This is a genomic window from Micromonospora radicis, assembly GCF_003583405.1.
Classification (GTDB): Bacteria; Actinomycetota; Actinomycetes; order Mycobacteriales; family Micromonosporaceae; genus Micromonospora; species Micromonospora radicis.
In genome coordinates this window covers 190,997-216,164 of the sequence record NZ_QXEC01000006.1, presented here as the reverse complement: position 1 = coordinate 216,164, position 25,168 = coordinate 190,997, and the positions used below count along the sequence as shown (strand labels likewise).

General features: G+C 71.2%; 22 protein-coding genes. 10 read left to right on the top strand and 12 right to left on the bottom strand.

Features of this window, described 5'->3' with window-relative positions:
• Window positions 1-122: 122 nt before the first annotated feature.
• Entirely contained in the window at window positions 123-317 is a 195-nt protein-coding gene (locus D2L64_RS09275) for a helix-turn-helix transcriptional regulator (protein ID WP_119574371.1), read from the top strand.
• Between the two features lie 389 nt (window positions 318-706).
• Here the strand turns inward: D2L64_RS09275 and D2L64_RS09270 are convergent, their stop codons facing one another.
• Window positions 707-1,747: a S66 family peptidase gene (locus D2L64_RS09270; protein WP_119574369.1), complete on the bottom strand. Its 1,041-nt coding sequence runs from the start codon at window positions 1,745-1,747 to the stop codon at window positions 707-709.
• Between the two features lie 83 nt (window positions 1,748-1,830).
• On the opposite strand from D2L64_RS09270, the gene D2L64_RS09265 reads away from it, so the two are divergent.
• Both D2L64_RS09265 and ppc read left to right on the top strand, forming a co-directional pair.
• Window positions 1,831-2,859 (top strand): YhgE/Pip domain-containing protein, encoded by a 1,029-nt coding sequence (locus D2L64_RS09265; protein ID WP_119574367.1) that lies wholly within the window; start codon window positions 1,831-1,833, stop codon window positions 2,857-2,859.
• A 151-nt stretch (window positions 2,860-3,010) separates the two neighbouring features.
• On the top strand, window positions 3,011-5,797 hold the full coding sequence (ppc, locus tag D2L64_RS09260; RefSeq protein WP_119574453.1) for a phosphoenolpyruvate carboxylase: 2,787 nt from the start codon (window positions 3,011-3,013) through the stop codon (window positions 5,795-5,797).
• Between the two features lie 85 nt (window positions 5,798-5,882).
• On the opposite strand, the gene D2L64_RS09255 is transcribed toward ppc, so the two are convergent.
• Window positions 5,883-6,605: a hypothetical protein gene (locus D2L64_RS09255; protein WP_407663067.1), complete on the bottom strand. Its 723-nt coding sequence runs from the start codon at window positions 6,603-6,605 to the stop codon at window positions 5,883-5,885.
• A gap of 148 nt (window positions 6,606-6,753) precedes the next feature.
• Here D2L64_RS09255 and D2L64_RS09250 point away from each other — a divergent pair, with 148 nt between their 5' ends.
• Both D2L64_RS09250 and D2L64_RS09240 read left to right on the top strand, forming a co-directional pair.
• On the top strand, window positions 6,754-7,926 hold the full coding sequence (locus tag D2L64_RS09250; protein WP_119574363.1) for a DNA recombination protein RmuC: 1,173 nt from the start codon (window positions 6,754-6,756) through the stop codon (window positions 7,924-7,926).
• A 162-nt stretch (window positions 7,927-8,088) separates the two neighbouring features.
• Complete coding sequence (locus D2L64_RS09240; RefSeq protein ID WP_119574361.1) at window positions 8,089-11,355, top strand: S8 family serine peptidase; 3,267 nt, start codon at window positions 8,089-8,091, stop codon at window positions 11,353-11,355.
• A 545-nt stretch (window positions 11,356-11,900) separates the two neighbouring features.
• Here D2L64_RS09240 and D2L64_RS09235 read toward each other — a convergent pair.
• Together D2L64_RS09235 and D2L64_RS09230 are read right to left on the bottom strand one after the other, a co-directional pair.
• A complete protein-coding gene (locus tag D2L64_RS09235) occupies window positions 11,901-12,341 on the bottom strand; it encodes a hypothetical protein (protein WP_119574359.1) in 441 nt (146 codons plus the stop codon).
• A 145-nt stretch (window positions 12,342-12,486) separates the two neighbouring features.
• Complete coding sequence (locus D2L64_RS09230) at window positions 12,487-13,464, bottom strand: 4-hydroxy-3-methylbut-2-enyl diphosphate reductase (RefSeq protein WP_119574357.1); 978 nt, start codon at window positions 13,462-13,464, stop codon at window positions 12,487-12,489.
• A 130-nt stretch (window positions 13,465-13,594) separates the two neighbouring features.
• On the opposite strand from D2L64_RS09230, the gene xseA reads away from it, so the two are divergent.
• Together xseA and D2L64_RS09220 are read left to right on the top strand one after the other, a co-directional pair.
• Window positions 13,595-14,899 (top strand): exodeoxyribonuclease VII large subunit, encoded by a 1,305-nt coding sequence (gene xseA / locus D2L64_RS09225; RefSeq protein WP_233558869.1) that lies wholly within the window; start codon window positions 13,595-13,597, stop codon window positions 14,897-14,899.
• Between the two features lie 74 nt (window positions 14,900-14,973).
• A complete protein-coding gene (locus tag D2L64_RS09220; protein ID WP_119574355.1) occupies window positions 14,974-15,195 on the top strand; it encodes an exodeoxyribonuclease VII small subunit in 222 nt (73 codons plus the stop codon).
• 143 nt (window positions 15,196-15,338) lie between these two features.
• On the opposite strand, the gene D2L64_RS09215 is transcribed toward D2L64_RS09220, so the two are convergent.
• The 3 genes from D2L64_RS09215 to D2L64_RS09205 all read right to left on the bottom strand — a co-directional run bounded on the left by D2L64_RS09215 (window position 15,339) and on the right by D2L64_RS09205 (window position 17,896).
• Window positions 15,339-16,175 carry a hypothetical protein gene (locus tag D2L64_RS09215; protein WP_119574353.1) on the bottom strand — a complete coding sequence of 279 codons (837 nt, stop codon included), beginning with the start codon at window positions 16,173-16,175 and terminating at the stop codon, window positions 15,339-15,341.
• A 167-nt stretch (window positions 16,176-16,342) separates the two neighbouring features.
• Window positions 16,343-17,143, bottom strand: coding sequence for a hypothetical protein (locus tag D2L64_RS09210; protein WP_233558868.1), 801 nt, complete (start codon window positions 17,141-17,143; stop codon window positions 16,343-16,345).
• 105 nt (window positions 17,144-17,248) lie between these two features.
• Window positions 17,249-17,896 carry a DUF4245 domain-containing protein gene (locus D2L64_RS09205; protein ID WP_119574349.1) on the bottom strand — a complete coding sequence of 216 codons (648 nt, stop codon included), beginning with the start codon at window positions 17,894-17,896 and terminating at the stop codon, window positions 17,249-17,251.
• Window positions 17,897-18,047: 151 nt separating this feature from the next.
• On the opposite strand from D2L64_RS09205, the gene glpX reads away from it, so the two are divergent.
• Window positions 18,048-19,079 (top strand): class II fructose-bisphosphatase, encoded by a 1,032-nt coding sequence (gene glpX / locus D2L64_RS09200; protein ID WP_119574347.1) that lies wholly within the window; start codon window positions 18,048-18,050, stop codon window positions 19,077-19,079.
• A gap of 46 nt (window positions 19,080-19,125) precedes the next feature.
• Complete coding sequence (locus D2L64_RS09195) at window positions 19,126-20,112, top strand: DMT family transporter (protein ID WP_119574345.1); 987 nt, start codon at window positions 19,126-19,128, stop codon at window positions 20,110-20,112.
• A 24-nt stretch (window positions 20,113-20,136) separates the two neighbouring features.
• On the opposite strand, the gene D2L64_RS09190 is transcribed toward D2L64_RS09195, so the two are convergent.
• The 5 genes from D2L64_RS09190 to D2L64_RS09170 all read right to left on the bottom strand — a co-directional run bounded on the left by D2L64_RS09190 (window position 20,137) and on the right by D2L64_RS09170 (window position 24,414).
• On the bottom strand, window positions 20,137-20,790 hold the full coding sequence (locus tag D2L64_RS09190) for a rhomboid family intramembrane serine protease (protein ID WP_119574343.1): 654 nt from the start codon (window positions 20,788-20,790) through the stop codon (window positions 20,137-20,139).
• A gap of 125 nt (window positions 20,791-20,915) precedes the next feature.
• Window positions 20,916-21,587: an aggregation-promoting factor C-terminal-like domain-containing protein gene (locus D2L64_RS09185; RefSeq protein WP_119574341.1), complete on the bottom strand. Its 672-nt coding sequence runs from the start codon at window positions 21,585-21,587 to the stop codon at window positions 20,916-20,918.
• Window positions 21,588-21,877: 290 nt separating this feature from the next.
• A complete protein-coding gene (locus D2L64_RS09180; RefSeq protein ID WP_119574339.1) occupies window positions 21,878-23,293 on the bottom strand; it encodes a PhoH family protein in 1,416 nt (471 codons plus the stop codon).
• Window positions 23,294-23,708: 415 nt separating this feature from the next.
• Window positions 23,709-24,041: a hypothetical protein gene (locus D2L64_RS09175; protein ID WP_119574337.1), complete on the bottom strand. Its 333-nt coding sequence runs from the start codon at window positions 24,039-24,041 to the stop codon at window positions 23,709-23,711.
• Window positions 24,042-24,069: 28 nt separating this feature from the next.
• Entirely contained in the window at window positions 24,070-24,414 is a 345-nt protein-coding gene (locus tag D2L64_RS09170) for a hypothetical protein (RefSeq protein WP_119574451.1), read from the bottom strand.
• Window positions 24,415-24,678: 264 nt separating this feature from the next.
• Between D2L64_RS09170 and D2L64_RS09165 the strand changes: the two genes are divergently transcribed.
• Window positions 24,679-25,119 (top strand): helix-turn-helix domain-containing protein, encoded by a 441-nt coding sequence (locus D2L64_RS09165; protein WP_119574335.1) that lies wholly within the window; start codon window positions 24,679-24,681, stop codon window positions 25,117-25,119.
• The last annotated feature ends 49 nt before the right edge of the window (window positions 25,120-25,168 follow it).

The window sequence follows — 25,168 nt, the reverse complement described above, 5'->3', positions numbered from 1 at the left end:
CGTGGAGTCCGGCACTCGGAGCCCGGCATGATCACGCTCGTTCACGGAACGAGTGGCCACTTCATCACCGCCAAGTAGGCAAGTGGCTAAGTGACAACCCCTGACCTGCCTACGGTCGCGACGTGAGACTTGCCGCGCTGGCTGACGTGGCCGAGATGCTCGGCGGGGTGTCACGCACGCGCGCCACCGAGATCGTCCGCAGGCCAGGCTTTCCTGATCCGATTGACGTGGTCGGCAACGGCCGGATGCGGATCTGGGACCGCGACGCAGTTGAGGCGTGGATCAAGCAGAACCGCCCACACCAGCACGCCGATTAGCCACAGGCACCCGCGCCGCAGCCGGTGGGGCTCGCGCCGGACGGTCATCGCCGACTTGGTGTGGTCTGCGGCCGTCCCGCTGCGGGGGCATTGTGTGGCACGGTCGTGATTTCAGTCAGAAATAAAAATTTCTCTGTGAAATCACGCCACCCCGCCATTGCCCCGGCTCGTGGCGACCTTCTGAGATCTTGGTCCGGGGCCGACCTGGGATCGCTCACCGACACTGCCGCCGACCTGCTCACCACCGCTGCTCAGGCACTTGACGTTCGCGCCCGCGCCCGGCCCAAACGCAACAACGTTGCGTTCATGGAACGAGCGTGATCATGCCTAGCCGGGCCCCTCGCATCGGGGCCCGCCCGAAGAGACGGGGGCCCGCCCGAAGAGCCGGGTCAGTAGCGGACCGAGATTCGTTCGTTGATCGCGTCGATACGGACTTCGCCGCCGTAGGGGACGATCAACTGCGGGTCGGTGTGGCCGAGGTCGACGTCGAAGACCAGCACGGCGTGGGGGGCGTACTCGGCGAAGGCGCGGGTGATGGCGGCGCGCTGCTGTTCGGCGTACGCCTGCTTTTCGGTTGGGGTGAGGCGGCGAGCGAACTCCCACGCCTTGGCTCGGCCGACCAGCGCGGCGGGGAAGGTGGCGAGCAGGCCGCGTTCGCCGAGGTTGCGGAGTATCCGGTAGACCTCGATGGCGGGCGGCAATTCCTCGGAGGTCTCCAGCAGGAAGACCGAGCCGGCCAACGACGCGGCAGCGCCGACCCGGTCGGCGGCGAGCAGCCAGTGCAGCACCTCCAGGTTGCCGCCCCAGATACGGCCCTCCACCACCGTCGCCGGGCCCTGCCAGCGCCAGCCCTCGCTGGGAAACATCACCGGTTCGTCGGCCAGGCAGCCGGGGTCGTTCCAGTCGTTCGGCTCGTCGCCCCACTTCGGCGCCGGGGTCAGGTCGTACCAGCCGGCGGTGAACAGCGCCGCGCGCAGCGAGTCGGCGGTCAGCGGGTGCAGTTTGCCGGGGCGGCCGAGGTGCACCAGCACTGAGCCGCCGTGGTAGCTGACGATGCCCAGCCGGTGCAGGTGGTTGAGCAGGTTGGTGTTGTCGGAGTAGCCGAAGTAGGGCTTCGGGTTGGCCCGCAGCACCGCGTCGTCCAGGTGCGGGGTGACGGTGATCAGGTCGTCGCCGCCGACGGTGGCCAGCACGGCGGTGATCGTGGGGTCGGCGAAGGCGGCGGTCAGGTCCCGGGCCCGGTCGCGCGGGTCGGCACCCATGATCCGGGTGGTCGGGTACTCCACCGGTTCGAGGCCGTACTCCTCGCGCAGCCGGCGCAGTCCCAATTCGTACACGTGGGGGAAGAGGGCTGGCAGGCCGGCGGAGGGTGACACCACCGCGACCCGGTCGCCGGGCCGGGGTTTCGGTGGGTAGATCAACGACGTCATGTCGTGACGTTACCGATCACCACTAGCGGTTTTCCCGCCGATAAAAGCCACAAATGGGGTTCATTCGCTTCTAGGCTGGCGGGGTGGGCGAGGAGAGCGCGGTGCGCGAGTGGCTGCCGCGTACCGTCGCGTTGCTGGTCGGGACGCTGATCCTGGCGTCGGCCTTCATCGCCGCGTACGTCGGTGCGCTGCACGCACCGACGCCTCGGGACATCCCGGTCGGCGTGGTCCGGGGCGACCAGCCCGCCCAGGCGCTGCTCGTCGCGATCCGGCAGCGCACCACCAGCGTCAAAGCCATCACGTACGCCGATCCCGCCGCAGCCGAGGCCGCGCTTGACGGGCGCGACGTGTACGCGACGCTCACCTCCGCAGGCGACGGCGCGCTGGCGCTCACCCTGGCCAGCGCCTCCGCCCCCGCCGCCACCGAGGTGGTCCGGCAGGTGGTCACCACGGCCGGTCAGCAGGCCGAGGTGCCGGTGCAGGTGACCGACCGGGTGCCGGTCTCGCCCGACGACCCACGCGGCCTGGTGCCGTTCTACCTCGCCATCGGGTTCGTGCTCGGCGGCTACCTGGCCTCGACCGTGCTCGGTGTCTCGCTGGGTACCGCGCCCCGTGGGCTGCGCGGGGCCGGGCTGCGGATCGCCGCGCTCGCGGTACACGCCGTGCTGCTCGGGATCGTCGGTGCGGTACTCGTCGGTCCGGTGTTGGGGGTGTGGCCGGACCACGTCCCGACGATCGCCGCCGTGGGCGCCCTGGCCGCGTTCGCCGCCGCCATGGTGGCCGCGGCGGTACAGGGTTGGCTCGGGCTGTTCGGCACCGGTCTGGTGATCCTGCTGCTGGTGGTGCTCGGCAACCCGGGTTCCGGTGGCGTCTACGCGCCGGAGTTCCTGCCCTCGGTGCTGCGCGGCATGCACCGCTGGAACGTGCCGGGGCTCGCCACCGACCTGATCAAGTCGGCGGTCTACTTCGACGGCCGGGCGGCCCGGTGGCCGGGAGTCGGGCTGGCGATCTGGGTGGCCGCCGGAATCGTGGGATTGATCACCGCAGCCCTGGTCCGGGGCCGTCGCGACACCGCCCCCGCGGGCCGCCATCGCACACCCGACCAGCGCTGATGTCCGGTTCTCCACGGCCACCGCGTTAGCCAGGGGCGCCTCCCACACAAAAGGCGACAACAAGGGGCCCCTCCTGCCCAGCGGCCCTTCGCGGATACGATCGGGGGCAGTCGGACAGCGCTGTCCTTCGTACTAACGTGAGGAGCGCATGGTGACCGACCAGCACGATCACGACGGCCCCGACGCCGCTCTACGCGCCGACATCCGCCGGCTGGGCACCCTGCTCGGGCAGACCCTGGCCCGCCAGGAGGGGCGCCCCCTGCTCGACCTGGTCGAGGAGATCCGCGCCCAGGTCCGTACCGACGCGCCGGCCGCCGCCCGCCGGCTCGGCGGGCTCGATGTGACCACCGGCACCAAGCTGGCCCGCGCCTTCTCCACCTACTTCCACCTGGCCAACATCACCGAGCAGGTGCACCGGGCCCGCGACCTGCGCCGCCGTCGGGCGGTGCACGGCGGCTGGCTCGATCAGGCGGCCAAGATGATCTCCGAGCGCGGGGTGCCGGCGGAGGAGATCGCCGCGGTGGCCCGCCGGCTGGCGGTGCGCCCGGTCTTCACCGCCCACCCGACCGAGGCCGCCCGCCGGTCGATCCTGTCCAAGTTGCGCGCCATCGCCGACGAGCTGGACGCCGAGACGGCCAACGCGATCCTCTACGGCGCCAGCGACGAGGGCCCGGCGAACCGGCGACTGGCCGAGTTGCTCGACCTGATGTGGCAGACCGACGAGCTGCGGCTGGACCGACCGGACCCGACCGACGAGGCCCGCAACGCGATCTACTACCTGCGCGACCTGTACGCCGAGGCCGCCCCGCAGGTGCTCGACGACCTCGCCGAGACGCTGCGTACGCTCGGCGTGGAGACCTCGCCGACGGCGCGCCCGCTGACCTTCGGCACCTGGATCGGCGGTGACCGCGACGGCAACCCGTTCGTCACCCCGACGGTGACCCGCGAGGTGCTGGCGATCCAGCACGAGCACGGGCTCTCGGCCACCGAGACGGCGATGGAAGAGCTGATCAACGAGGTGTCGGTGTCCCGCCGGCTGCGCGGCGTGTCGCTGGACCTCTCCGCCAGCCTCGCCGCCGACCTGGACGCGCTGCCCGAGGTGGCACCCCGGTTCCGCCGGGTCAACGCCGAGGAGCCGTACCGGCTCAAGGCCCGCTGCGTACGCGCCAAGCTGGCCAACACCCGGGCCCGGCTGCGCCAGGGCACGCCGCACGTGCCGGGGCGGGACTACCGGGGCTCGGCCGAGCTGATCGCCGACCTGGAACTGCTGCGCGCCTCGCTGGCCCGCAACTCCGGCCAGCTCACCGCCGTCGGCCGGCTCGCCTCGACGATCCGGACCGTCTCCGCGTTCGGCCTGCACCTGGCGACCATGGACGTCCGGGAGCACGCCGAGAAGCACCACGAGGTGCTCACCCAGCTGTACACGGCGGTCGGCGAGGTCTCCGACTACCCGTCGCTGACCCGGTTGGAGCGCACCAAGCTGCTCGCCGACGAGCTGACCGGGCGCCGTCCGCTGTCCACCGCGGACACCCCGCTGACCGAGTCGGCCCGCAAGACGTTCGACGTCTTCGGCACCATCCGGGAGGCGCAGGACCGGTTCGGCAGCGAGGTGATCGAGTCGTACATCATCTCGATGACCCTCGGCGTGGACGACGTACTCGCCGCGGTGCTGTTGGCCCGCGAGGCCGGGCTGGTCGACGTGCACAGCGGGCGGGCCCGGATCGGTTTCGTGCCGCTGCTGGAGACCCCGGCCGAGTTGAACTCCGGTGGTGAGCTGCTCGACGAACTGCTGTCGCTGCCCGCGTACCGGGCGCTGGTGGCGGCCCGGGGCGACGTGCAGGAGGTGATGCTGGGCTACTCCGACTCCAACAAGGAGGCCGGCATCACCACCAGCCAGTGGTCGATCCACCGGGCGCAGCGGGCGCTGCGGGACGTGGCCGCCCGGCACGGGGTGCACCTGCGGCTGTTCCACGGTCGGGGCGGCACGGTGGGCCGCGGTGGTGGCCCCACCCACGACGCGATCCTGGCCCAGCCGTACGGCACGCTGGACGGGGCGATCAAGGTGACCGAGCAGGGTGAGGTCATCTCCGACAAGTACACGCTGCCCGCGTTGGCCCGGGAGAACCTGGAGCTGACCGTGGCCGCCGTGCTCCAGGCGACCCTGCTGCACACCGCGCCCCGGCAGCCGGCCGAGATGCTGGAGCGCTGGGACGCGACGATGGACCAGGTCTCCGAGTCGGCGTACCGGCGGTACCGGTCGCTGGTGGAGGATCCGGACCTGCCGGAGTACTTCTGGGCGTCCACGCCGACCGAGCTGCTCGGCGCGCTGAACATCGGCTCCCGGCCGGCGAAGCGGCCGAACACCGGTGCCGGCCTGTCCGGGCTGCGGGCCATCCCGTGGGTCTTCGGCTGGACGCAGACCCGGCAGATCGTGCCCGGTTGGTTCGGGGTCGGTTCGGGTCTGGCCGCCGCCCGGGAGGCCGGGCTGGCCGACGTGCTGACCGAGATGCACCGCAACTGGCACTTCTTCCGCACGTTCCTGTCGAACGTGGAGATGATGCTGACCAAGACCGACCTGGGCATCGCCCGCCGGTACGTGGAGACCCTGGTCCCGAAGAAGCTGCACCCGATCTTCACGAAGATCGAGGAGGAGTACGAGCTGACCCGGCGCGAGGTGCTGGCGATCACCGACTCGCCGGATCTGCTGGAGAACTCCCCGGTGTTGCAGCGCACCCTGGCGGTCCGCGACACCTACCTGGAGCCGCTGCACCACCTGCAGGTGGCGCTGCTGCGCCAGTACCGCGACTCGGGTGCCGCCGGTCGGGCGGTGGTGACCGCACCGGGCGGGCGGCGCGCCCCCAGCGACGGTACGGCGCTGGAGCGGGCGCTGCTCACCACCGTCAACGGCATCGCCGCGGGCATGCGCAACACCGGCTGAACGACCGGCAAGGAACGGGCCCCGCTACCGCCTCCGGGCGGTAGCGGGGCCCTCCTCGACTGCCGGGCTGCCGGCGGCCCCGGGCTCAGAAGTCGCCGCCGCCGAAGTCACCACCACCGAAGTCGCCGCCGCCGAAGTCGCCACCACCGAAGTCGCCACCGGCGTCGCCGCCGTCGAAGCCGGCACCGGCGTCGCCCAGGTCTCCCATGCCCGCGGCGGCGTCGGCGTCGTAGCCGGGGTCGCCGAACGAGGGCGAGAAGAGCGCGTCGGCGATCAGCATGCCGCCGATCACGCCGGCACCGGCGCCCAGCGCCGTCTTCCACCACGGGGTCGAGTACCAGCCGGCCGGTACCGGCCGGCCCTGCATCCGCCCGCCCGGGTAGTAGTACGGCGTGTCCCGGCCCGGCTGCGGACCGGCCCGGAAGGTCTGGCCCTGCACGTCGACCTGCCGGGGCACGGTCAACTGCCCGGCGCCACTGGCGGTGGCCAACGGTGGCAGGTCCGGCCCCGGGTCGATGCCGAGCGCCGTCCGGGCCGCCCGGATGTAGGTGAGCCCTTCCACCGCGGTCTCCCGGGCCAGCCGGTACTGGGTTGCGGTCCGCGCCTGCTCCAGCTGCGAGCCGGCGGCGTGGTAGCGCTCGGCGGCGTCGGCCAACGCCTGGCGTACCGCCGGGTCGTCGCCGCTGAGGTTCATCACCTGGCCGCCGAGGCGCTCGTACCAGCGACGGGCGTCGGCCTGCACGTCGGCGAGGTCACGCGCCGCACGTTGCCGCTGCCACCAGACCAGGCCGACGACGAGCACGGCCATCACGAGTACGCACAGCAGAAGTTCCACGACTCCAAACGTACCCACCCGACGCCACGTACCCACCTGCCCGGGTGCGTCGGAACATCCGGCGCCACACCCCGAGCACCCGTCGCGGGCGTGGCTCGCCGTTGTTTGGCAAGCTCGTGGCGTGGAGTTCACGACCTTGGCGGTTGTCGTCGTCTGTCTCGGTGCCGGTGGGGCGGTGGGCTGGTTCGCCGCCCGCTCCCGCGCGGCCACCGAGATCGCCCGGTTGGACGCCACCCTGCGCGCCACCCGCGAGGGCGAAGGGCGGCTGGAGCAGTCGATGCGGGCGTTGAGCTACGAGGCGACGGCCCAGTCCCAGGAGGCGGTCGCCCGGGCGGTGGCCCCCCTGCACGACACGCTGCGCCGCTACGAGCAGCGGGTGGCCGAGCTGGAACGTGACCGGGTCGACGCGTACGCCGAGCTGCGCGAGCAGGTCAGGGCGATGAGCAGCGTCTCCGGCGAGCTGCGTACCGAGACCAAGCAGTTGGTGGCGGCGTTGCGCGCGCCGCAGGTCCGTGGCCGGTGGGGTGAGCACCAGTTGCGGCGGATCGTCGAGGCCGCCGGCATGTTGGAGCACTGCGACTTCTCCGAGCAGGTCACCGCCGCCACCGACCACCAGACGGTCCGCCCCGACCTGGTGGTCCGGCTGCACGGCGGCCGGAGTGTGGTGGTGGACGCGAAGGCGCCGTTCGACGCGTACCTGACCGCGATGGAGGCGCGCGACGAGCGCGGCCGGGACACCCACCTCGACCTGCACGCCAAGCACCTGCGCGGACACGTGGACGCGCTGGCCGCCAAGTCGTACTGGACGGCGTTCGAGTCGACGCCGGAGTTCGTGGTGCTGTTCGTGCCGGCCGACCCGTTCCTCGACGTGGCCCTGCAACGCGATCCCACCCTGTTGGAGTACGCCTTCGCCCGCAACGTGGTGCTGGCCACCCCGGCCACCCTGGTCGCGCTGCTGCGTACGGTGGCCTGGTCGTGGCGGCAGGAGCAGTTGGCCCGCAACGCGGTCGCGGTGCACTCGCTGGCCCGGGAACTGTACGGCCGGTTGTCCACCCTCGGTGATCACGTCGGCAAGCTCGGCACCTCGCTCGGCGGCGCGGTGACGGCGTACAACCGGGCGGTGGGATCGCTGGAGGCACGGGTGCTGGTCAGCGCGCGTCGGCTCGCCGAACTGGGAGTGTCCGATCAGGAGTTGGCCGCGCCGGCACAGGTCGAGTTGGCCCCCCGGCAACCTCAGGCACCCGAACTACTGGCCGACGATTCCCTTTCGGATGGTCGAAGTCGGTCGACCTAATCGGGTCTTTACCACCGTCGATGTGACATTGCGCGTCTCACGTATCACGAGATGGTCACAACGTACCTGCCGGTAGTGACATCGATGGTCGGCACCACGAAGGATTCGCCTCACGCGTGCCCTGCATCTGAGGGCGCCTGAGTTCTCTGGAGGAAAGAGAACGTGAGTAAACCCCGAATCCTGAGCCGGCGAACCTCCGCCGCGCTCTTCGCCTCGGTCATGGCGGCCGGCGCCGTGACCGTGGTCGGCGGTACCGCCACCGCGAGCGCCGCTCCTGCCGGCTCCGACCCGGCGCAGGTGACCCCCGCCGAGGCGCTGGGCGAACACGACGCCAAGCTGCTCGCCGAGGCGGAGGCGAAGAAGGCCCCCACCGTCACGATGATCGTCGCCACCGAGAAGGGCAAGGCGAAGGACGTCGCCGACGACCTCAAGGACCTGGGCGCCGCGGTCACCGAACGCTACGACACCATCGGCTACGTGCTGGCCAAGGTGCCGACCGGCAAGGCGCTCACGGCCGCCACCCTGCCCGGCGTGGCCGCCGTCGACCTGGACGAGAAGATCCAGCTGCCCGACCCGAAGCCGGAGGCCGTCCAGGGCGGCAAGAAGGCCGAGAAGCAGGGCAGCACGCTGAGCGGCCCGGGTGCCAAGACGCCGGCCGACAACCCCTACATGCCGACGGGCGAGATCGGTGCGGTCAAGTTCGTCAAGGACAACAAGAAGTGGGACGGCCGCGGCGTCACCATCGGCGTCATGGACTCCGGTGTGGACCTGGAGCACCCGGCGCTCCAGACGACCACCACCGGCGAGCGGAAGATCGTCGACTGGGTCACCGCCACCGACCCGTTCGAGGACGCCACCTGGCGCCCGATGACCAACCAGGTGACCGGGCCGACGTTCACCATCGCCGGCCGCACCTGGACCGCACCGGCGGGCACCTACCGGTTCAACCTGTTCAGCGAAGCGGTCACGAACAACAGCGAGCCGGCCGGTGACGTCAACCGCGACGGCGACCGGACCGACCAGTTCGGCATCCTCTTCGACCCGGTCACCAACAACATCTGGGTCGACACCGACCAGGACGGCGACTTCACCGACGAGGCCCTGATGCGGCCGTACAAGGAGAAGTTCGACGTCGGCTACTTCGGCACCGACAACCCGGCGACTCCGGTCAAGGAGCGGATGTCGTTCGTCGTCGAGTACCGCAAGAACGTCGACACCACGCCGGTCGGCGGCCCGGGCCTGGTCGACTACGTCAACATCGGCATCATCGAGAGCGCGCACGGCACGCACGTGGCCGGCATCACCGCCGCCAACAGCATGCTGGGCAACAGCGCGTTCAACGGTGCCGCCCCCGGCGCCAAGATCGTCTCCTCGCGGGCCTGCTCCTGGGGCGGCGGCTGCACCTACGCCGCGCTCACCACCGGCATGGCCGACCTGGTGATCAACCGCGGGGTCGACGTCATCAACATGTCGATCGGCGGCCTGCCGGCGCTCAACGACGGCAACAACGCCCGCGCCACCCTCTACAACAACCTGATCACCACGTACGGGGTGCAGATGTTCATCTCGGCCGGCAACTCCGGCCCGGGTGTGAACACCATCGGCGACCCGTCGGCGTCGAGCAACGTGGTCAGCGTGGCCGCCAGCATCAGCAAGGACACCTGGCTGGCCAACTACGGCTCGGTGGTCAAGAAGAAGAACGCCCTGTTCAACTTCTCCTCGCGCGGTCCGCGTGAGGACGGCGGCGCCAAGCCGAACATCGCCGCGCCGGGTTCGGCCATCTCCACCACCCCGGTCTGGCAGGCCGGCAGCCCGGTCGCCGAGGCCGGCTACGCGCTGCCGCCGGGCTACAGCATGTTCAACGGTACGTCGATGGCCTCCCCGCAGGCCGCCGGTGCCGCCGCGCTGCTGCTCTCGGCCGCCAAGGCGAACCACCTGGGGGTCACGCCGGAGGCGCTGCGCCGGGCCATCTACACCTCCGCCAAGCCGATCGCCGACACCGCCACGTACGCGCAGGGCTACGGCATGTTCGACGTGCCGGGCGCCTGGAAGCTGCTCCGCAAGGGCGTCCAGACCCGCTCGTACACCGCCGACGCGCCGGTCTGCACGCCGCTCTCCGGCCAACTGGCCACCCCGCACCGGGGTACCGGCGTCTACAACCGCTGCGAGACCGCCAACGGTGGCCACAAGGCCAACCAGTCGAAGTCGTACCAGGTCAAGCTGACCCGGACCAGCGGCCCGGCCGGCAACATCAAGCACAAGGTCGGCCTGCGTGGCAACAACGGCACCTTCTCGGCGCCGAAGAACGTCACCCTGCCGTTGAACCAGACGGTCACCATCACGGTCACCGCCAAGCCCAAGACCGTCGGCGCGCACAGCACCATCGTCACCGTCGACGACCCGGCCACCAACACGATCGACTTCGAGTTCGCCGCCGTGGTGGTGGTCTCGAACGACGTCACCAAGCCCAACTTCGCCTACTCGGCGCAGGGCACGGTGGACCGCAACAACACCACGTCGTACTTCGTGACGGTGCCGCCGGGTGCCGGTGCGCTGCAGGTGAACCTCTCCGGCATCGCCACCGCGTCGCAGACCCGGTTCATCGCCATCAACCCGTACGGCGTACCGGTGGAGAGCACCTCCAGCCTGGCCTGCTTCACCAACCACGTCAGCACGGTCGTCTGCAACGCGTTCGAGCGTGACTACGCCAACCCGCTCCCGGGTGTCTGGGAGATCGAGGTGGAGTCGCGCCGCACCTCGCCGTCGCTGAACAACCCGTTCCAGCTCCAGGCACGGGTGCAGGGTGTCGCGGTCGAGCCGGCCGTGGTCGAACTGCCGTCGGTCACCGCCGGCGCACCGACCCCGGTGACCTGGTCGCTGAAGAACACCTTCGGCCCGGTCACGGTGACCGGCCAGGGCGGCGCGCTGTCCAGCGTGCACGTCGAGCGGCCGACCATCGTCGAGCTGGCCCAGCAGGAGTTCGTCGTCCAGGTGCCGGCGGGCGCCACCAGCTTCACCGCCCGCATCGGCAACGTCTCCAACGCCAGCGCCGACCTCGACCTGTTCGTCTACCGGGGCGGCGCCCTGGTGGCGTACAACGCCGACGGCGACTCGGAGGAGTTCGTCACCATCAACAACCCGCCGGCCGGCACCTACACGGTCGTGGTGGACGCGTACTCGGTGGACGGTGCCGGTGGTAGCACCGCGTACGACTACCGGGACTCGTACTCCTCCCCGGCGCTCGGCACCCTCGCGGCGTCGGGCAGCAGCGCCACCCTGGCGCACGGCGCCACCGGCACCCTCTCGGGTACGGTGACCGCCCAGTCCGCCCCGCCCGCGGGCCGGACGCTCTCCGGCGAGCTGGCCGTGGTGACCAGCGAAGGCGCGGTCGTCGGCCGCGGCGCGGTCACCATCGGCGCGGTGAACTGACGCACCACCACCGCATCACAGGGAGCCCGTCTCCGGACCTCCGGAGGCGGGCTCCCGTCCGTCCACGAACGCCAGCCGCTGCCAGTCGCGTCGGCCGGTCGCGGCCGAGCCTCGCAGAGCCCGGCAACGAGCAGCAGGTAGGCCGCCGCCTCGACGGTCGCCGTCAGCGCCGCCCCGACGGTGGCGAGCCCACGCCCCCGCCCGATCAACAGGGCGGCCAGGACGATCGCACCGAGGGCGACAGCGAGGAGCGGCACTACGGCGGCTCCGGCCTGTACCGCATCCGACACACCGACGACCCGCACGATCGCGTACCCGATCACCGACCCGGCCACCAGCATCACGGCGACGAGCACGGGTCGCCCCCTGGCTGCCCGGCGGAACTGCGGGTACGGCCCGGCGACCGCCTCGGGGGGCATCGTCCGGATCGCGTCGACGACCAGCACGGTCCGCGCGAGCGGCACGGCCCAACGCGGAGCCGGCAACCGGGTCAGAGCGTACGCCGACAGCAGCAGCAAGGCGGGGCCACTTCGGCGGAGCTGGTGTCAGGCGCGTTTGGCGGTGGACACCTGGAAGGGAGTGCCCTGCTGGCAGGTGGTGAGCATGCCCGGTGCGGGCCGTCCGGTCACCGTGACCGTGGCACCCGCGGTCAGCACGTCGCGGGGGCCGCCGAGCAGCAGATAGCCGTCGAGCAGCAGGCAGCCCGGTTCGACGCCGGCCTCGATCCGGCCGGTCAGGGTCAGCTCGCTGGTCCCGGTCGGTTTCGGTACGCCACCCGGACGCTCGCCGGGCGGGTTGAGCCGGCCGGTCGGGTCCACCGGCTCCGACGGCGAGGGGACGGGGCCGGTCGGATCGGGGGTCGGCAGCTCGGTCACGGAGGGCGCTCCCGTCGGGGTGGCGGGGCCGCCCCCCGCGTCCTGACCGGCACAGGCGACAAGCGCCGTGCAGGCGATCAGCGCGACGGCGGCGATCCGAATGGTCCTCATACCCAGTTCTGACGCAGTTGGCGGGTCGATCGTTCCATCATCCGGGCAACCCGACCGGGCTGCCCGCCGTGCTTGGCGTGTGTCGGCCACCGGCCGCGCTTCGGCCCGGATCGGCGGACCGTGCCCATGCGCCGCCCCCGACCGCTCAGCCCCGGGCGGCCGCGGCGGCCTTCATGTCGCGCTTGAGTTCCTGGGGCAGTGAGAAGGTGAGCCGCTCGTTGGCGGTCACCACCTCTTCCACCTCGGTGAAGCCCCGGTCGGCGAGGTGGGTCAACACCTCCGCGACCAGTTCCTCGGGAACGCTCGCCCCCGAGGTGAGGCCCACCGTCCGCGCCCCGGCCAGCCAGGCGTCGTCGATCTCGTGAGCGAAGTCGACCAGGTGCCCGGCGCGCGCCCCGGCGTCCAGGGCCACCTCGACCAGGCGTACCGAGTTGGAGGAGTTCCGCGAGCCGACCACCAGCACCACGTCGCAGTCGGCCGCGATCTCCTTGACCACGTGCTGCCGGTTGCTGGTCGCGTAGCAGATGTCGTCGCTGGGCGGCGACTGGAGCATCGGCAGCCGCTTCTTGAGCCGGGCCACCGTCTCCATCGTCTCGTCCACCGACAGCGTGGTCTGCGACAGCCAGACGACCTTGTTCGGATCCCGGACGGTGATCCGGTCGGCGTCCTCCGGACCGTCCACCAGCTGGATGTGCTCCGGTGCCTCGCCCGCGGTGCCGATGACCTCCTCGTGGCCCTCGTGGCCGATGAGCAGGATGTCGTAGTCCTCGGCGGCGAACCGCTTCGCCTCCTGGTGCACCTTGGTCACCAGCGGGCAGGTCGCGTCGATCGCCTTCAGCGACCGCTCCTTCGCCTGCTCGTAGACCTCGGGCGCCACCCCGTGCGCGGAGAAGATCACAGTGGCCCCCTCGGGAACCTCCTCGTTCTCCTCCACGAAGATCGCGCCCTTGGCTTCCAGCGTCCGCACCACGTGCTTGTTGTGCACGATCTGCTTGCGGACGTAGATCGGGGCACCGTAGAGCTTGAGTGCTTCCTCGACGGTCTGCACCGCCCGGTCGACACCCGCGCAGTAACCACGGGGCTTGGCCAGGAGCACGCGCTTGCCGGTCTCAGCCTCAGTCACCCCCTCATCCTACGCGGACCCCCTCCCCACCTCTGTTGATCATGAAGTTGACGGCGTTCCCGATCTCCGCAACTGCCGCGAACCTCATGATCAACGAGGTGGGTCGGCGGGGTGGGTTTAGGGTGTGGGGGTGGGTGGTCAGGGTGGGGCGGGGGCCGGCTCGGGAGCGGGGGCCAGCAGCTCCGATGAGCCGTGGCCGGTGCGGGTGGTCAGTCAGAAGATCGGTGCCTGGGTCGCCCGGCTCGGGTGGGTGTGGGTCGACGGGCAGGTCGCGCAGATCAGCCGCCGGCCCGGCGCCAGCACCGTCTTCCTGACCCTGCGTGATCCGTCGGCCGAGCTGAGCCTCACCGTCACCACCAACCGCGACGTGCTCGACTCCGGCGCCCCCGAGCTGCGCGAGGGCGCCCGGATCGTGGTGCACGCCAAGCCGGAGTTCTACGCCGCCCGGGGCACCCTCAGCCTGCGCGCCGACGAAGTCCGCCAGGTCGGCCTGGGCGAGCTGCTGGCCCGGTTGGAGAAACTGAAGAAGCTGCTCGCCGCCGAAGGGTTGTTCGATCGGGCCCGCAAGCGCCGGCCACCGTTCCTGCCACAGCGGATCGGCCTGATCACCGGCCGGGCCAGCGCCGCCGAACGGGACGTACTCACCAACGCCCGGCGACGCTGGCCGGCGGTGGAGTTCCGGACGGTGAACGTCGCCGTCCAGGGCCCCGGCGCCGTCCCACAGATCCTGGACGCGCTCAAGGTGCTGGACGCCGACCCGAGCATCGACGTGATCATCCTGGCTCGCGGTGGCGGCGGCATCGAGGACCTGCTCCCCTTCTCCGACGAGGCGCTCTGCCGGGCCGTCTTCGCCTGTCGTACGCCGGTGGTCAGCGCGATCGGCCACGAGACGGACGCACCCCTGGTGGACTACGTCGCCGACGTACGCGCCTCGACGCCCACCGACGCGGCCAAGCGGGTCGTACCCGACCTGACCGAAGAGGTACGCCTGATCAACCAGGCCCGGCATCGGCTGCACCGGGCGGTGCACAACCTCGTCGACCGGGAGAGTCACCGCATCGACGCGCTACGCTCCCGGCCGGTGCTGGCCCGGCCGCAGGTGATGGTCGAACAGCGGGCCGCCGACCTGGCCGCCCTGCGCCAGCGCGCCGATCGCTGTCTGACTCATCGGCTGGCCGCCGCCGACGACGACCTGCGGCACACCCTGGCCCGGCTGCGCGCGCTCTCCCCCGCCGCCACCCTCGACCGCGGATACGCCATCGTCCAGCGCGCCGACGGCCACGTCGTCCGGGCGGCCGGCGAGGTCGACCCTGGTGACCCGCTGCGGGTACGCCTCGCCGACGGCGAACTCGCCGCCACGGTGCGCAGTGCCGCCCCGGCGAACACCGGCGCTCCGGTGACCAGCGACGCTCCGGTGACCAGCGACACTCCGTGAGCGCCGACGGCCCGTTGGTACCGGCCGGTGGGTGATGCGGGGAGGTGTCGGGCGGTTGTGCTGAGATGAGTGCGATGACTGACGAGCAGACGAGCGGGTCCGACGAGCGACTCAGCTACGAACAGGCCCGCGCCGAACTCGCGTCGGTGGTGGAACGGCTGGAGGCCGGCGGCACGGCGCTGGAGGAGTCGCTCGCGCTCTGGGAGCGGGGCGAGGCACTGGCAGTGATCTGCCAGCGCCGGCTCGACGGGGCGCGGGCCCGCATCGACGCCGCCCGGCAGGACCAGGCCGGCTGACCGCGGCGGGGCTGATCCGCCCCGCCGCGTTCCGCGACAACCCGCCCCGCCGCGTTCCGCGACAACCCGCCCCGTCACCTTCGGCGACAACCCCGCCCCGTCACGTTCCGCGACAACCCCGCCCCGCCGCGTTCCGCGACAGCTCAGTCGAACAGGTTGTACAGCTCCGGCGGGGCCTCGACGACCTGGTCGGCCGGGGGCTGCTGGGCGGCGGTCGCGTTGCCGTAGTCGCTGTACGTCACCCGGATCTCCTGGGCTGCCGCCTGACCCGTGCCGGGGAGCCGCAACACCAGCTCGGTGAGCCGCCCCTGCGCGTCGGTCGTCGCGGTGAACGGCACCGAGTCGGCCTGGGTACCGAGCGCGGTGATCAGATTCTGGTCGAGCGAGCCCGCCTCGGCGGCCTTGGACACGTCGATGGTGCCGGCGTACGCGCCGTCGCCGGTCCGGCGTACCTCGGTGATGGCCTGGGTGAGCACCTGGCTGCCGGCCGGGTCGACCTGGTCGAAGTCGAAGCCGAGGTCACGGTTGCCCTGGATCCGGTTCTGGTCGAGGTGCTGGTACTTGCCGAGGTTGAGTCGTTCCCGACCCGGAACGCTGGACGCGGCCGCGCCGTTGAGTTCCAGCTTGACCCAGCTGTCCGGCTTGGCGTGGATCAGGTCCAGGCTCATCGCGAGGTCGTCGGTCGGCTCGCCGATGCTCACCCGCATCTGGGCGCTCTGGCTCGGCTGGTGCACCTGCCCCTCGGCGGTCGATCCGACGCCGGACATCCGGAACCGGAAGTTGCCGTTGCTGATCTCGCGCGTCGAGTCCAGCAGTGCCTGCTTGGCGTCGCCATCGGTGGCGGCGCCGGTCGGCTCGGCGGTGGCCGACGGCGTGGTGGTGGGCCCGGCCGTACCGTCACCGGTGGTGGCACAGGCGGCGACTCCGGGCGTGAGCAACGCGGCGGCCATGAGGCCGGCGCTCAGTCGTCGAACGTTCATCGGTCTCTCCCAGCAGGGTCGCCCGACGCATCTCGCGCCGGAAGGCTGCCTTCCTCTGTTCCCTGCCGGCCCGGCCGGCAATCACCCCTCCCCCGGTCGGGTGACCGCTCCACCCGGGTACGCGAAACGGGGGCGGTCCGAGACCACCCCCGTTCGCGTACGACGACCTACTTGAACATCTCGTAGGTCTGCGCGCTCGCCTCGACGACCTGGTCCGCCGGGGGCTTCTGGGCGGCGGTGGCGGCGCCGTAGTCGGCGTAGCTGACCTTGATCTCCTGCGCCTTGGCCTCACCGGCGGCCGGCACCGAGATGACCAGCTCGGTCAGCCGACCCTCGCTGTCCAGCTTCGCGGTGAACGGGACCGCCTTGGCCTGGTCGCCCAGGGCCTTGAGGACGTCCTCGTCGGCGGCGACCGAGTCCTTCGCCGCGGTGATGTCGACCTTGCCGCTGTACGTGCCCGGGCCGGTCTCCTGCACCTCGGACAGGCCCTGGAACATCGCCGCGGCGTCGGCCGGGTCGGTGCCCTCCTTGAGCATGTCGAGGCTGCGGGCGCCGCCGGCCTTGGCCGCGTCGAGGTGCTGGTACTTGTCCTTCATCCCCTCCATGCCGGGGATCCCGGCGAAGAGGTCACCCAGGTCGACCTTCACCCAGGTGTCGGACTCGATCTGGATCAGCTCGAAGTCCATGGTGAACGACTCGTCGCCCATCTTCATGGCCATCTGGGCGCTGTTGCTGGGCTTGTGGACGCCACCGCTGCCGTTGAACGACTCGGAGGCGATGGTGAAGGTGTAGTTGCCGTCGGCAAGGCCCTTCGTGGAGGCGACCAGCGCCTCCTTCGGATCCTTCGGCACCTCCCGGGAGGACGAACCCGCACTCGGCGAGTCGGTGCTCTCGGAGTTGCAGGCGGCCACGCCGGGAACCAGCAACGCGGCGGCGATGACGCTCACACTCCAGCGTCGAACATTCACAGAGGATCTCTTTTCGAGCAGGGATAACCCGCCCGAACAGGTCGGGCGGGCACGAACCCGGGGAGCGTAACGGATGGCACCGACAGCCGGGGGGCAGTTATATCTTCAGTCGACGGCGGTGGCGATCTCCCGCAGCTCGTTGTCCCGGGCGTCGCCGACCACGATGACCGTACGGTCCGGCTGGAGCAGCACCAGGGCCTGCTCGTTGCCCCGGGCGGTGTACCGCTGCCAGGTGCCGGCGCCGAGGTCGGCTTGGCCCTGCGGCCGCCCCTGGTCGGTGAGTTCGGCGGGCAGCAGTCGTTCCGGCGGCACGTTGCTCTGCACCAGCTGGAGACCGCGGCCCTCCGGGGTGACATATCCCACTCGCAGGGTGGCCCCGTCGGGGCTGCTGCGGTAGTTGGCCCGTACGGCCCGCCAGCCGTCGCTTAGCCCGGTCGGTTCGCTGACCGGGAACGCCGCGGCCGACCGGGCCTGGTCGAAGGCCGGCGTCGGGTCGACCGAGGTCGGCTGGTCTCCGCCGAGGAAGCCCCGGTAGAAGGCGAGCAACAGGGCAACCGGGATCAGCAGTACCAGCAGCGAGATCGCCATGTCCCGCGGCGACCGGGTGGCGGCGGGCGCAGCCTTGGCCTCCTCGGGCGGAGCAGTTCCGGCAGGCGCCGGGTCCGCCGCGGCGGGCGCCGCCTCCGCCGCGCCGGGTGGCGCCGGCTCCGGCTGGTCTGCGGGTACGCGGTCGGCAGGCTGTGCGGGTTCCACCCGGCCATTCTCGCAGCCGCCCGACCGGCGGTATCCGGCCCATCACCGCCCCGCTCCGGTTCCGCGTCCGCCATCGTGTGAGGATCAGGAACAAAGCCGGCAGCAGCACCGGCCCGGTCAACCCCGCACCGCCGCGAGGAGGAGCCGTTCAATGACGACCACCAGGACGCGAACCCCACAGGATCTCGACCGCAACCTTGCCCTCGACCTGGTCCGGGTCACCGAGGCGGCGGCGATGGCCGCCGGCCGGTGGGTCGGCCGGGGCGACAAGGAGGGCGGCGACGGCGCCGCCGTCGACGCGATGCGCAAGCTGATCAACTCGATCCCGATGCGCGGCGTCGTGGTGATCGGCGAGGGTGAGAAGGACAACGCGCCGATGCTCTTCAATGGTGAAGAGGTCGGCGACGGCAGCGGCCCCCAGGTGGACGTCGCGGTCGACCCGATCGACGGCACCACGTTGATGAGCAAGGGGATGCCGAACGCTCTGGCGGTCCTCGCGGTCGCCGAGCGGGGCGCGATGTTCGACCCGAGCGCCGTCTTCTACATGGAGAAGCTCGCGGTCGGCCCGGCGTACGCGGACGTGGTCGACATCAACGCCGGAGTGGCCGACAACCTGCGCCGGATCGCCAAGGTCAAGGGCACCGGTGTCGACGAGGTGACGGTCTGCGTGCTGGACCGGTCCCGGCACGACGGGTTGGTCGACGACATCAGGCGTGTCGGGGCGGGCATCCGGTTCATCTCCGACGGCGACATCGCCGGTGCCATCGCGGCGGCGCGCGGCGAGTCGGACGTCGACGTGCTGATGGGCATCGGCGGTACGCCGGAGGGGATCACCGCCGCCTGCGCGCTCAAGTGCATGGGCGGGATGATGCAGGCCAAGCTGTGGCCCCGCGACGATGCCGAACGGGAGAAGGCCCTGGCCGCCGGGCACGACCTGGATCGGGTGCTGACCACCGACGACCTGGTCACCGGCGACAACTGCTTCTTCGTGGCCACCGGCATCACCTCCGGCGACCTGCTGCGCGGTGTCCGGTACCGGTCCGGTGGGGCGTACACCCAGTCGATCGTCATGCGCTCGAAGAGCGGCACGATCCGGGTGATCGACTCGTACCACCGGCTGGAGAAGCTCGCGCTCTACTCGGCCGTCGACTTCGACGGCCGCCCGCTGGCCGAGCAGGCGTGAGCAGCGGGCCACACCGCATGGCTGGAGCGTGAGCACAACCGGGACGATGTCCCGTCCGATCTCGGCCGGGCGCCGGACCGGCGCGGTGGGCCTGGCGGTGGTCGGCGGTGTCGCGGTCGCCGTCCAGTCCCGCATCAACGGTGAACTGGGTGGCCGCCTCGGCGACGGGCTCACCGCGGCGGTCATCTCGTTCGGGCTGGGGCTGCTGGTGCTGGCGGTGCTGGTGCCCGCCAGCCGCAGTGGGCGGCGCGGCCTGGCTGCCCTACGCCACGCCCTACGTACCGGCGCCCTGCGGCCCTGGCAGTGCCTCGGCGGGGCGTGCGGAGCATTCCTGGTGTTCACCCAGGGTGCCACCGTAGGAACCCTGGGTGTGGCCGTCTTCACCGTGGCGGTGGTCGCCGGCCAGTCGGGCAGCAGCCTGGCCGTCGACCGGGCGGGCATCGGCCCGGGCGGTCGTCAGCCGGTGACCGCTGCCCGGCTGACCGGTGCGGTGTTGACCGTGGCAGCGGTCCTGCTGGCCGTCGGCGACCGGCTCAGCGACCCGGCCGCGCTCGGCCTGGCCGTGTTGCCGCTGCTGGCGGGCATCGCGGTGGCCTGGCAGCAGGCGGTGAACGGTTGGGTACGGGTGATCACGGACAGCACGTTGACCGCCACCGGGGTCAACTTCGCCGTCGGGACTCTCCTGCTGCTGGCCGCGTTCGCGGTGAGCGTCGTACTGCGCGGCCGGCCGCCCGGCGGCCTGCCCGCCGAACCATGGCTCTACCTGGGCGGACCGGTTGGCGTGGTGTTCATCGCGGTGGCCGCGGCGGTGGTCCGCCTGACCGGCGTGCTGCTGCTGGGCCTGGCCACCATCGCCGGCCAAATCGTCGGAGCGGTGCTGCTGGACGTGCTGTTCCCGACCGCCGCGTCGCATCCGCACGCGACCACCTATCTCGGTGCCCTGCTGACCATCGCCGCTGTCGCGGTCGCCGCGCTGGGCGGCCGGCTGGGCACGTTGACCGGGCACCGCCGGCGGGGTGGCCCCCGCGGCTGAACGGCGGGCTCACCGGGCGCCGGGTCAGGGCATGGTCATCGGCGACTCGGAACGGTACGGATCGTCGAGGTCGGGCCGGCGACGCCGGAAGATGATCGCCGCCACGATCCCGCCGAGCAGCCCGAACAGGTGCCCCTGCCAGGAGATCCGTTCGTCGGTGGGTAGCACACCGACCAGCTGACCGCCGTAGAGGAGGCCGACCAGCAGGAAGACCGCGAAGTTCCACCAGCTCCGCTCGAAGATGCCCCGGGTCAACAGGATGCCGAGGTAGCCGAAGATGACCCCGCTCGCCCCCACCACGATGGTGTTGGGCGAGCCGGTGAACCAGACGCCCAGGCCGCTCACCAGCACGATCACCAGGGTGGACCAGAGGAACCGCCGAGCACCCGCGGCCAGTACGAAGGTGCCGAGCAGGATCAGCGGGATGCTGTTGCTGTAGAGGTGGTCGAAGCCGTGGTGCAGGAACGGGGAGAAGAAGACCCCGTCCAGGCCCTCGATGCGCTGCGGAATGATGCCGGCGGCGGCGTCGAAGCCGGCGCCCAGCCACTGGTCGAGGCCCTCGATCACGAACAACACCGGCACCACCGCGCACATGGCGACGAACGCTCGACCGATGGACGCGTAGAAGGCCTCGGTGCCGAACCGGTGCGGGTCGCCGTTCGCGGGGTGCAGGGTCACCTGTCAACAGCTATCAGCAAACGCCGGAAGCCGCCACTCTTCGCCCCGCCGGAGGCACCCGGCCGGACGTGACGCGACGGCGGCGAGGACGTGTCGAACCGTTCCTCGCCGCCGTCGCGGTCAGCTCAGTACCACCCGGTGTTCTGCGAGTGGGTCCAGGCCTTGCAGGGGGTGCCGTACCGACCCTTGATGTAGCCGAGCCCCCACTTGATCTGCGTGACGGGGTTGGTCTCCCAGTCCGAACCGACCGTGGCCATCTTGTTGCCCGGCCGGGCCTGCGGGATGCCGTGCGCCCCGGAGGAGTTGTTGTGGGCCCGCGGGTTCCAGCCACTCTCCTTGGTCCAGAGCTTGTCCAGACAGGGGAACTGGTCGATGTCGAAACCGGCGTCGATCATCAGCGCACAGCCGGTCTTCCGGTTTCCGCCGTACTCCGAGCACGACTCCGGGATCGGGCCGTCGTACGGCTTCAGGGCCCGAGCCGCGGCTTCCTTGGCCGCCTTCTCCTCGGCGGCCTTCTTACGCGCCGCCTCCTCGGCCTTGCGGGCCTTCTCGGCGGCGACCCGGGCCCGCTGCCTGGCCTCGGCGGCCTGCTGGCGAGCGGCCCGTACCTGGCGGGAGACCTGCTGCTCCTGCCGGTAGTCCACGTTGATCTGGGTGGCAGTGCCGGCCACCTGCGCACCCGGATCCAGGCGCGCGGACTGGCGCTCCTCGGTCAGGTAGACGCCACCGGCAACGCCCACGGCAAGCAACGCGACGGCGGCGCCACGGGCGGCGAACCGGCTCCACAGCCGACTCACGAGTGATCCCTTCGTCGGGGTCAGGGACGCGGCATGCCCACGACCACGTCGGGTCGGAGCGCGCCGCGAGCGCCCGCGACCGGCGTACCGGTCACCGTTGACGCACCGAGCCGCCGTCCGGTGGACCCTTCACCCTCCCGACGGGAGTGACGAAAGACCACCGACGATGCGTCCGGTGCGTGGGCGCCCATCGGACACCATTGCGCACAGTGAGGCGGTTGGGAAACGGCCAGACCGTAATGTGATGTGGGTCACGCCGCAACTGAGTCGGAAAGCTGCCTAAACGGCCGTCACTGCGGGATGTCCTCCAGCAGATCGGTCACCATCGCCGCGATCGGAGAACGCTCCGAACGGCTGAGCGTGACGTGCGCGAAGAGCTGATGACCCTTGAGCGCCTCGATCACCGCCGTCACCCCGTCGTGCCGACCGACCCGGAGATTGTCCCGCTGGGCGACGTCGTGGGTCAGCACCACCCGGGAGCCCTGGCCGATCCGGGAGAGCACGGTCAGCAGGACGCCACGTTCGAGCGACTGCGCCTCGTCGACGATGACGAAGGCGTCGTGCAGGCTGCGGCCGCGGATGTGGGTCAGCGGCAGCACCTCGAGCAGCCCCCGGGCGGTGACCTCCTCCAGCACGTTCTCGTGCACCACCGCACCGAGCGTGTCGAAGACCGCCTGGGCCCAGGGCGACATCTTCTCCGACTCCGAGCCCGGCAGATAGCCCAGCTCCTGACCGCCGACGGCGTACAGCGGGCGGAAGACGATCACCTTCTTGTGCCGGCGACGTTCCATCACCGCCTCCAGCCCGGCGCACAGGGCCAGAGCCGACTTGCCGGTACCGGCCCGGCCACCCAGCGAGACGATGCCGATCGACTCGTCGAGCAGCAGGTCGAGGGCGATCCGCTGCTCGGCGGAGCGCCCGTGCACCCCGAACGCGTCGCGGTCACCCCGGACCAGTCGTACGGTCTTGTCGGGCAGCACCCGGCCGAGCGCCGAGCCACGGATGGAGTGCAGCACCAAGCCGGTGTGGCAGGGCAGGCCCGCCGCGTCGTCCACGTCGATGGCCTCCCCGGCGTAGAGCCGGGCGATGTCGTCCTCGCCCAACTCCAGCTCGGCCATTCCGGTCCAGGTCGGGTCGCTGGCCTGACCGTGCCGGTACTCGTCGGCCCGCAACCCGACCGAGGCGGCCTTCACCCGCAACGGCATGTCCTTGCTGACCAGCGTCACCTCCCGCCCCTCGGCGGCGAGGTTCAGCGCGACCGAGAGGATCCGCGCGTCGTTGGACTCGTTGCGGAACCCGGGCGGCAGCACCCCGTCGTCGGTGTGGTTGAGCTCCACCCGCAACGTGCCGCCGAACTCGTTGGCAGGTACCGGCCGGTCCAGCCGGCCATGGCGTACCCGTAGTTCGTCGAGCATGCGCAGGGACTGCCGGGCGAACCAGCCCAGCTCGGGGTGATGCCGTTTGCCCTCCAGCTCGGAGATCACCACCAGCGGGAGCACGACCTCGTGCTCGGCGAAGCGGTGGAAGGCCGCCGGGTCGCTGAGCAGTACGGAAGTGTCCAGGACGAAGGATTGGCCCGCTGGTCGGGGCTCCCTGGTGTCGGCCGACCCGGCGGCCGCGGTCCGGCGGCTCCGGGTGGTGCGGCGGGTCGTGGCAGTCGCGGCCGAGCCCTGGTCGGCACCGGCGGTCGTACGGCGAGTCGTCACAGGCCTGCTCCGGCGGATGGGCACCCGGCCACCCGCGGTCCGCCTCCTCCGGTGCCCGGCGGAACGGGGTCGGATGCGGGCCCCGTGCGCGAGGTCGCAGGCCGGGCGGGCCGGCTGGCTCGGGACAATCCCGCGCCATGCCTAGACGCTAGCTCCCCGCACCCGTCCCGGCTAGGGGTCGTTCGTTAACGCCTGATGGCGCAGGTGACGGGCCCGGTGGCGGGACCGGCCGGCGCCGGGCCCAGAGGGCGGTGCGCCGGGCGGCGGAAGATGAACCGGCCGGGATGCATGCCCCCTGCGCGCACCCCGGCCGGTGGGACCACCGTCACCGGTCTGACGTGGCCCTCGGCGGCCGGCGCCCAGCGGGCGCCGCACCGCGTCGTTGGACGGACCGCTACGGGCCCGTCGACCGGTCTCAGCCGGTTCGTCGTACGAGAGTTCCGGTCGGGTGTCGCCCGGTGACCGGGGCGGCCGGTTCCGCGAACGACGATCCGGTGTACGTGGTACCCGGGCGCCCCACGGTGGCGGAGACCCGGGTGGTGGGCGCGGCGACCGCGAGCGCGGAGGCGATCGCGGCCTGGGCGTCCCGACGGCGCCGGTTCCACGCGCCACGGTCACCGTCGAAGTAGCCCTGGCGGTAGCCGAAGCGGTAACCGATCCGGTAGCTGAGTTGCCCGTGCAGCCGCCCCGCGGCGTAGCTGGTCGCGGCGAGGACGAGGACGAGGAAGATCGCGAGGAAGGGACTCATCCGGCGGCTCCGGTCCCTCGCGCGCCCCTCATCGTTCCTCCTGCTCGACCGTGGTCGGGTCGGCCACCAGCAACCGGTCGAGGTCGTCGGTGCCGACCTCCTCCACCAGCTCGACGCTGATCCGGCAGCCGTCCAACACGACTTCGGCGACCGACGACCGACGGATCTCCCCGCCGGCGTCGTAGACCCGGACGCTCAACTCCGGGCAGCCGAGATGCGTCCGCCAGGCGTTCCACTCGGCGCGGTCGCCGACACTGAGCGAGAGGTAGCGGCAGCCCCGCGCGAGGTAGAGGCGCCAAGGCGCGCTCAAGCCGGCGGCGACACCCTCCGCGATCAGACCGAAGGCCTGGGCACGGGTTGCGAGTTCGGTCACCACACCCCCCTCACACCGGGCGCGTGACGCAGGTGAGCACTGATCGTCTCATGCACGTGACACACCGTAGGTTGTCCCATGGGCGTGACAGTATCAGCTTTTCGCTTGTTTGCCGTCGCACCTACGTACATCTATCCTGCCCAGGTGACACCCCTCAAGAACCGCAAAGGAACGCTGACCAGCGAGTCAAAACCCTCGTCACGTAAGCGTGACAGAGGCGCGCCGGGAGCCGCCACCCAAGCTCAACGGCCGTACGGTCACGAGGTGACCGAGACCGCCAACGCCCGGAAGATCGCCTTCGCCACCTTCGTCCGGCGAGCCCTCGGCGAGGCCCGGGCCACCCGGGCCTGGAGCGGCACCGAGGTCTCCCGCCGCACCGGCGTCTCACGACAGACGATCAACCGTTGGGTACGCGGCGACTGGGCCAGCGATCCCGAGGCCGAGCGGGTGGTGGCCTTCTGCGAGGGTCTCGGCCTCGACCCCGCCGCGGCCTTCGCCGCCCTCGGCTGGGACCGGACCGCCTCGCGCCGAGCCGCCCCACCCCCGCCACCGATGGACCCCGACGTCGAGGCGCTACTCCGCCGGTTGATCGATCCGGAGGTCTCGGATGCGGAGAAGTTCCACATCCGAGAAACCATTCGTTACCTCGCATACCGCCCGACCATGCCCACTGGTGGCCGAAAACGAGGAGAAGCGGCCAGCTAGTTCCTCAGATGGCGAAAGAACACCAGGTCAGCCTCATCCGTTTCGCTAC

What these genes read in the sequence shown, in the direction of transcription:
- D2L64_RS09235 (WP_119574359.1), bottom strand. Translation starts at nt 12,341, where the DNA reads ATGAGGACCATTCGGATCGCCGCCGTCGCGCTGATCGCCTGCACGGCG.
- D2L64_RS09195 (WP_119574345.1), top strand. Translation starts at nt 19,126, where the DNA reads ATGTCCCGTCCGATCTCGGCCGGGCGCCGGACCGGCGCGGTGGGCCTG.
- D2L64_RS09215 (WP_119574353.1), bottom strand. Translation starts at nt 16,175, where the DNA reads ATGAACGTTCGACGACTGAGCGCCGGCCTCATGGCCGCCGCGTTGCTC.
- D2L64_RS09255 (WP_407663067.1), bottom strand. Translation starts at nt 6,605, where the DNA reads ATGGCCGTGCTCGTCGTCGGCCTGGTCTGGTGGCAGCGGCAACGTGCG.
- D2L64_RS09270 (WP_119574369.1), bottom strand. Translation starts at nt 1,747, where the DNA reads ATGACGTCGTTGATCTACCCACCGAAACCCCGGCCCGGCGACCGGGTC.
- D2L64_RS09220 (WP_119574355.1), top strand. Translation starts at nt 14,974, where the DNA reads ATGACTGACGAGCAGACGAGCGGGTCCGACGAGCGACTCAGCTACGAA.
- glpX (WP_119574347.1), top strand. Translation starts at nt 18,048, where the DNA reads ATGACGACCACCAGGACGCGAACCCCACAGGATCTCGACCGCAACCTT.
- D2L64_RS09175 (WP_119574337.1), bottom strand. Translation starts at nt 24,041, where the DNA reads ATGAGTCCCTTCCTCGCGATCTTCCTCGTCCTCGTCCTCGCCGCGACC.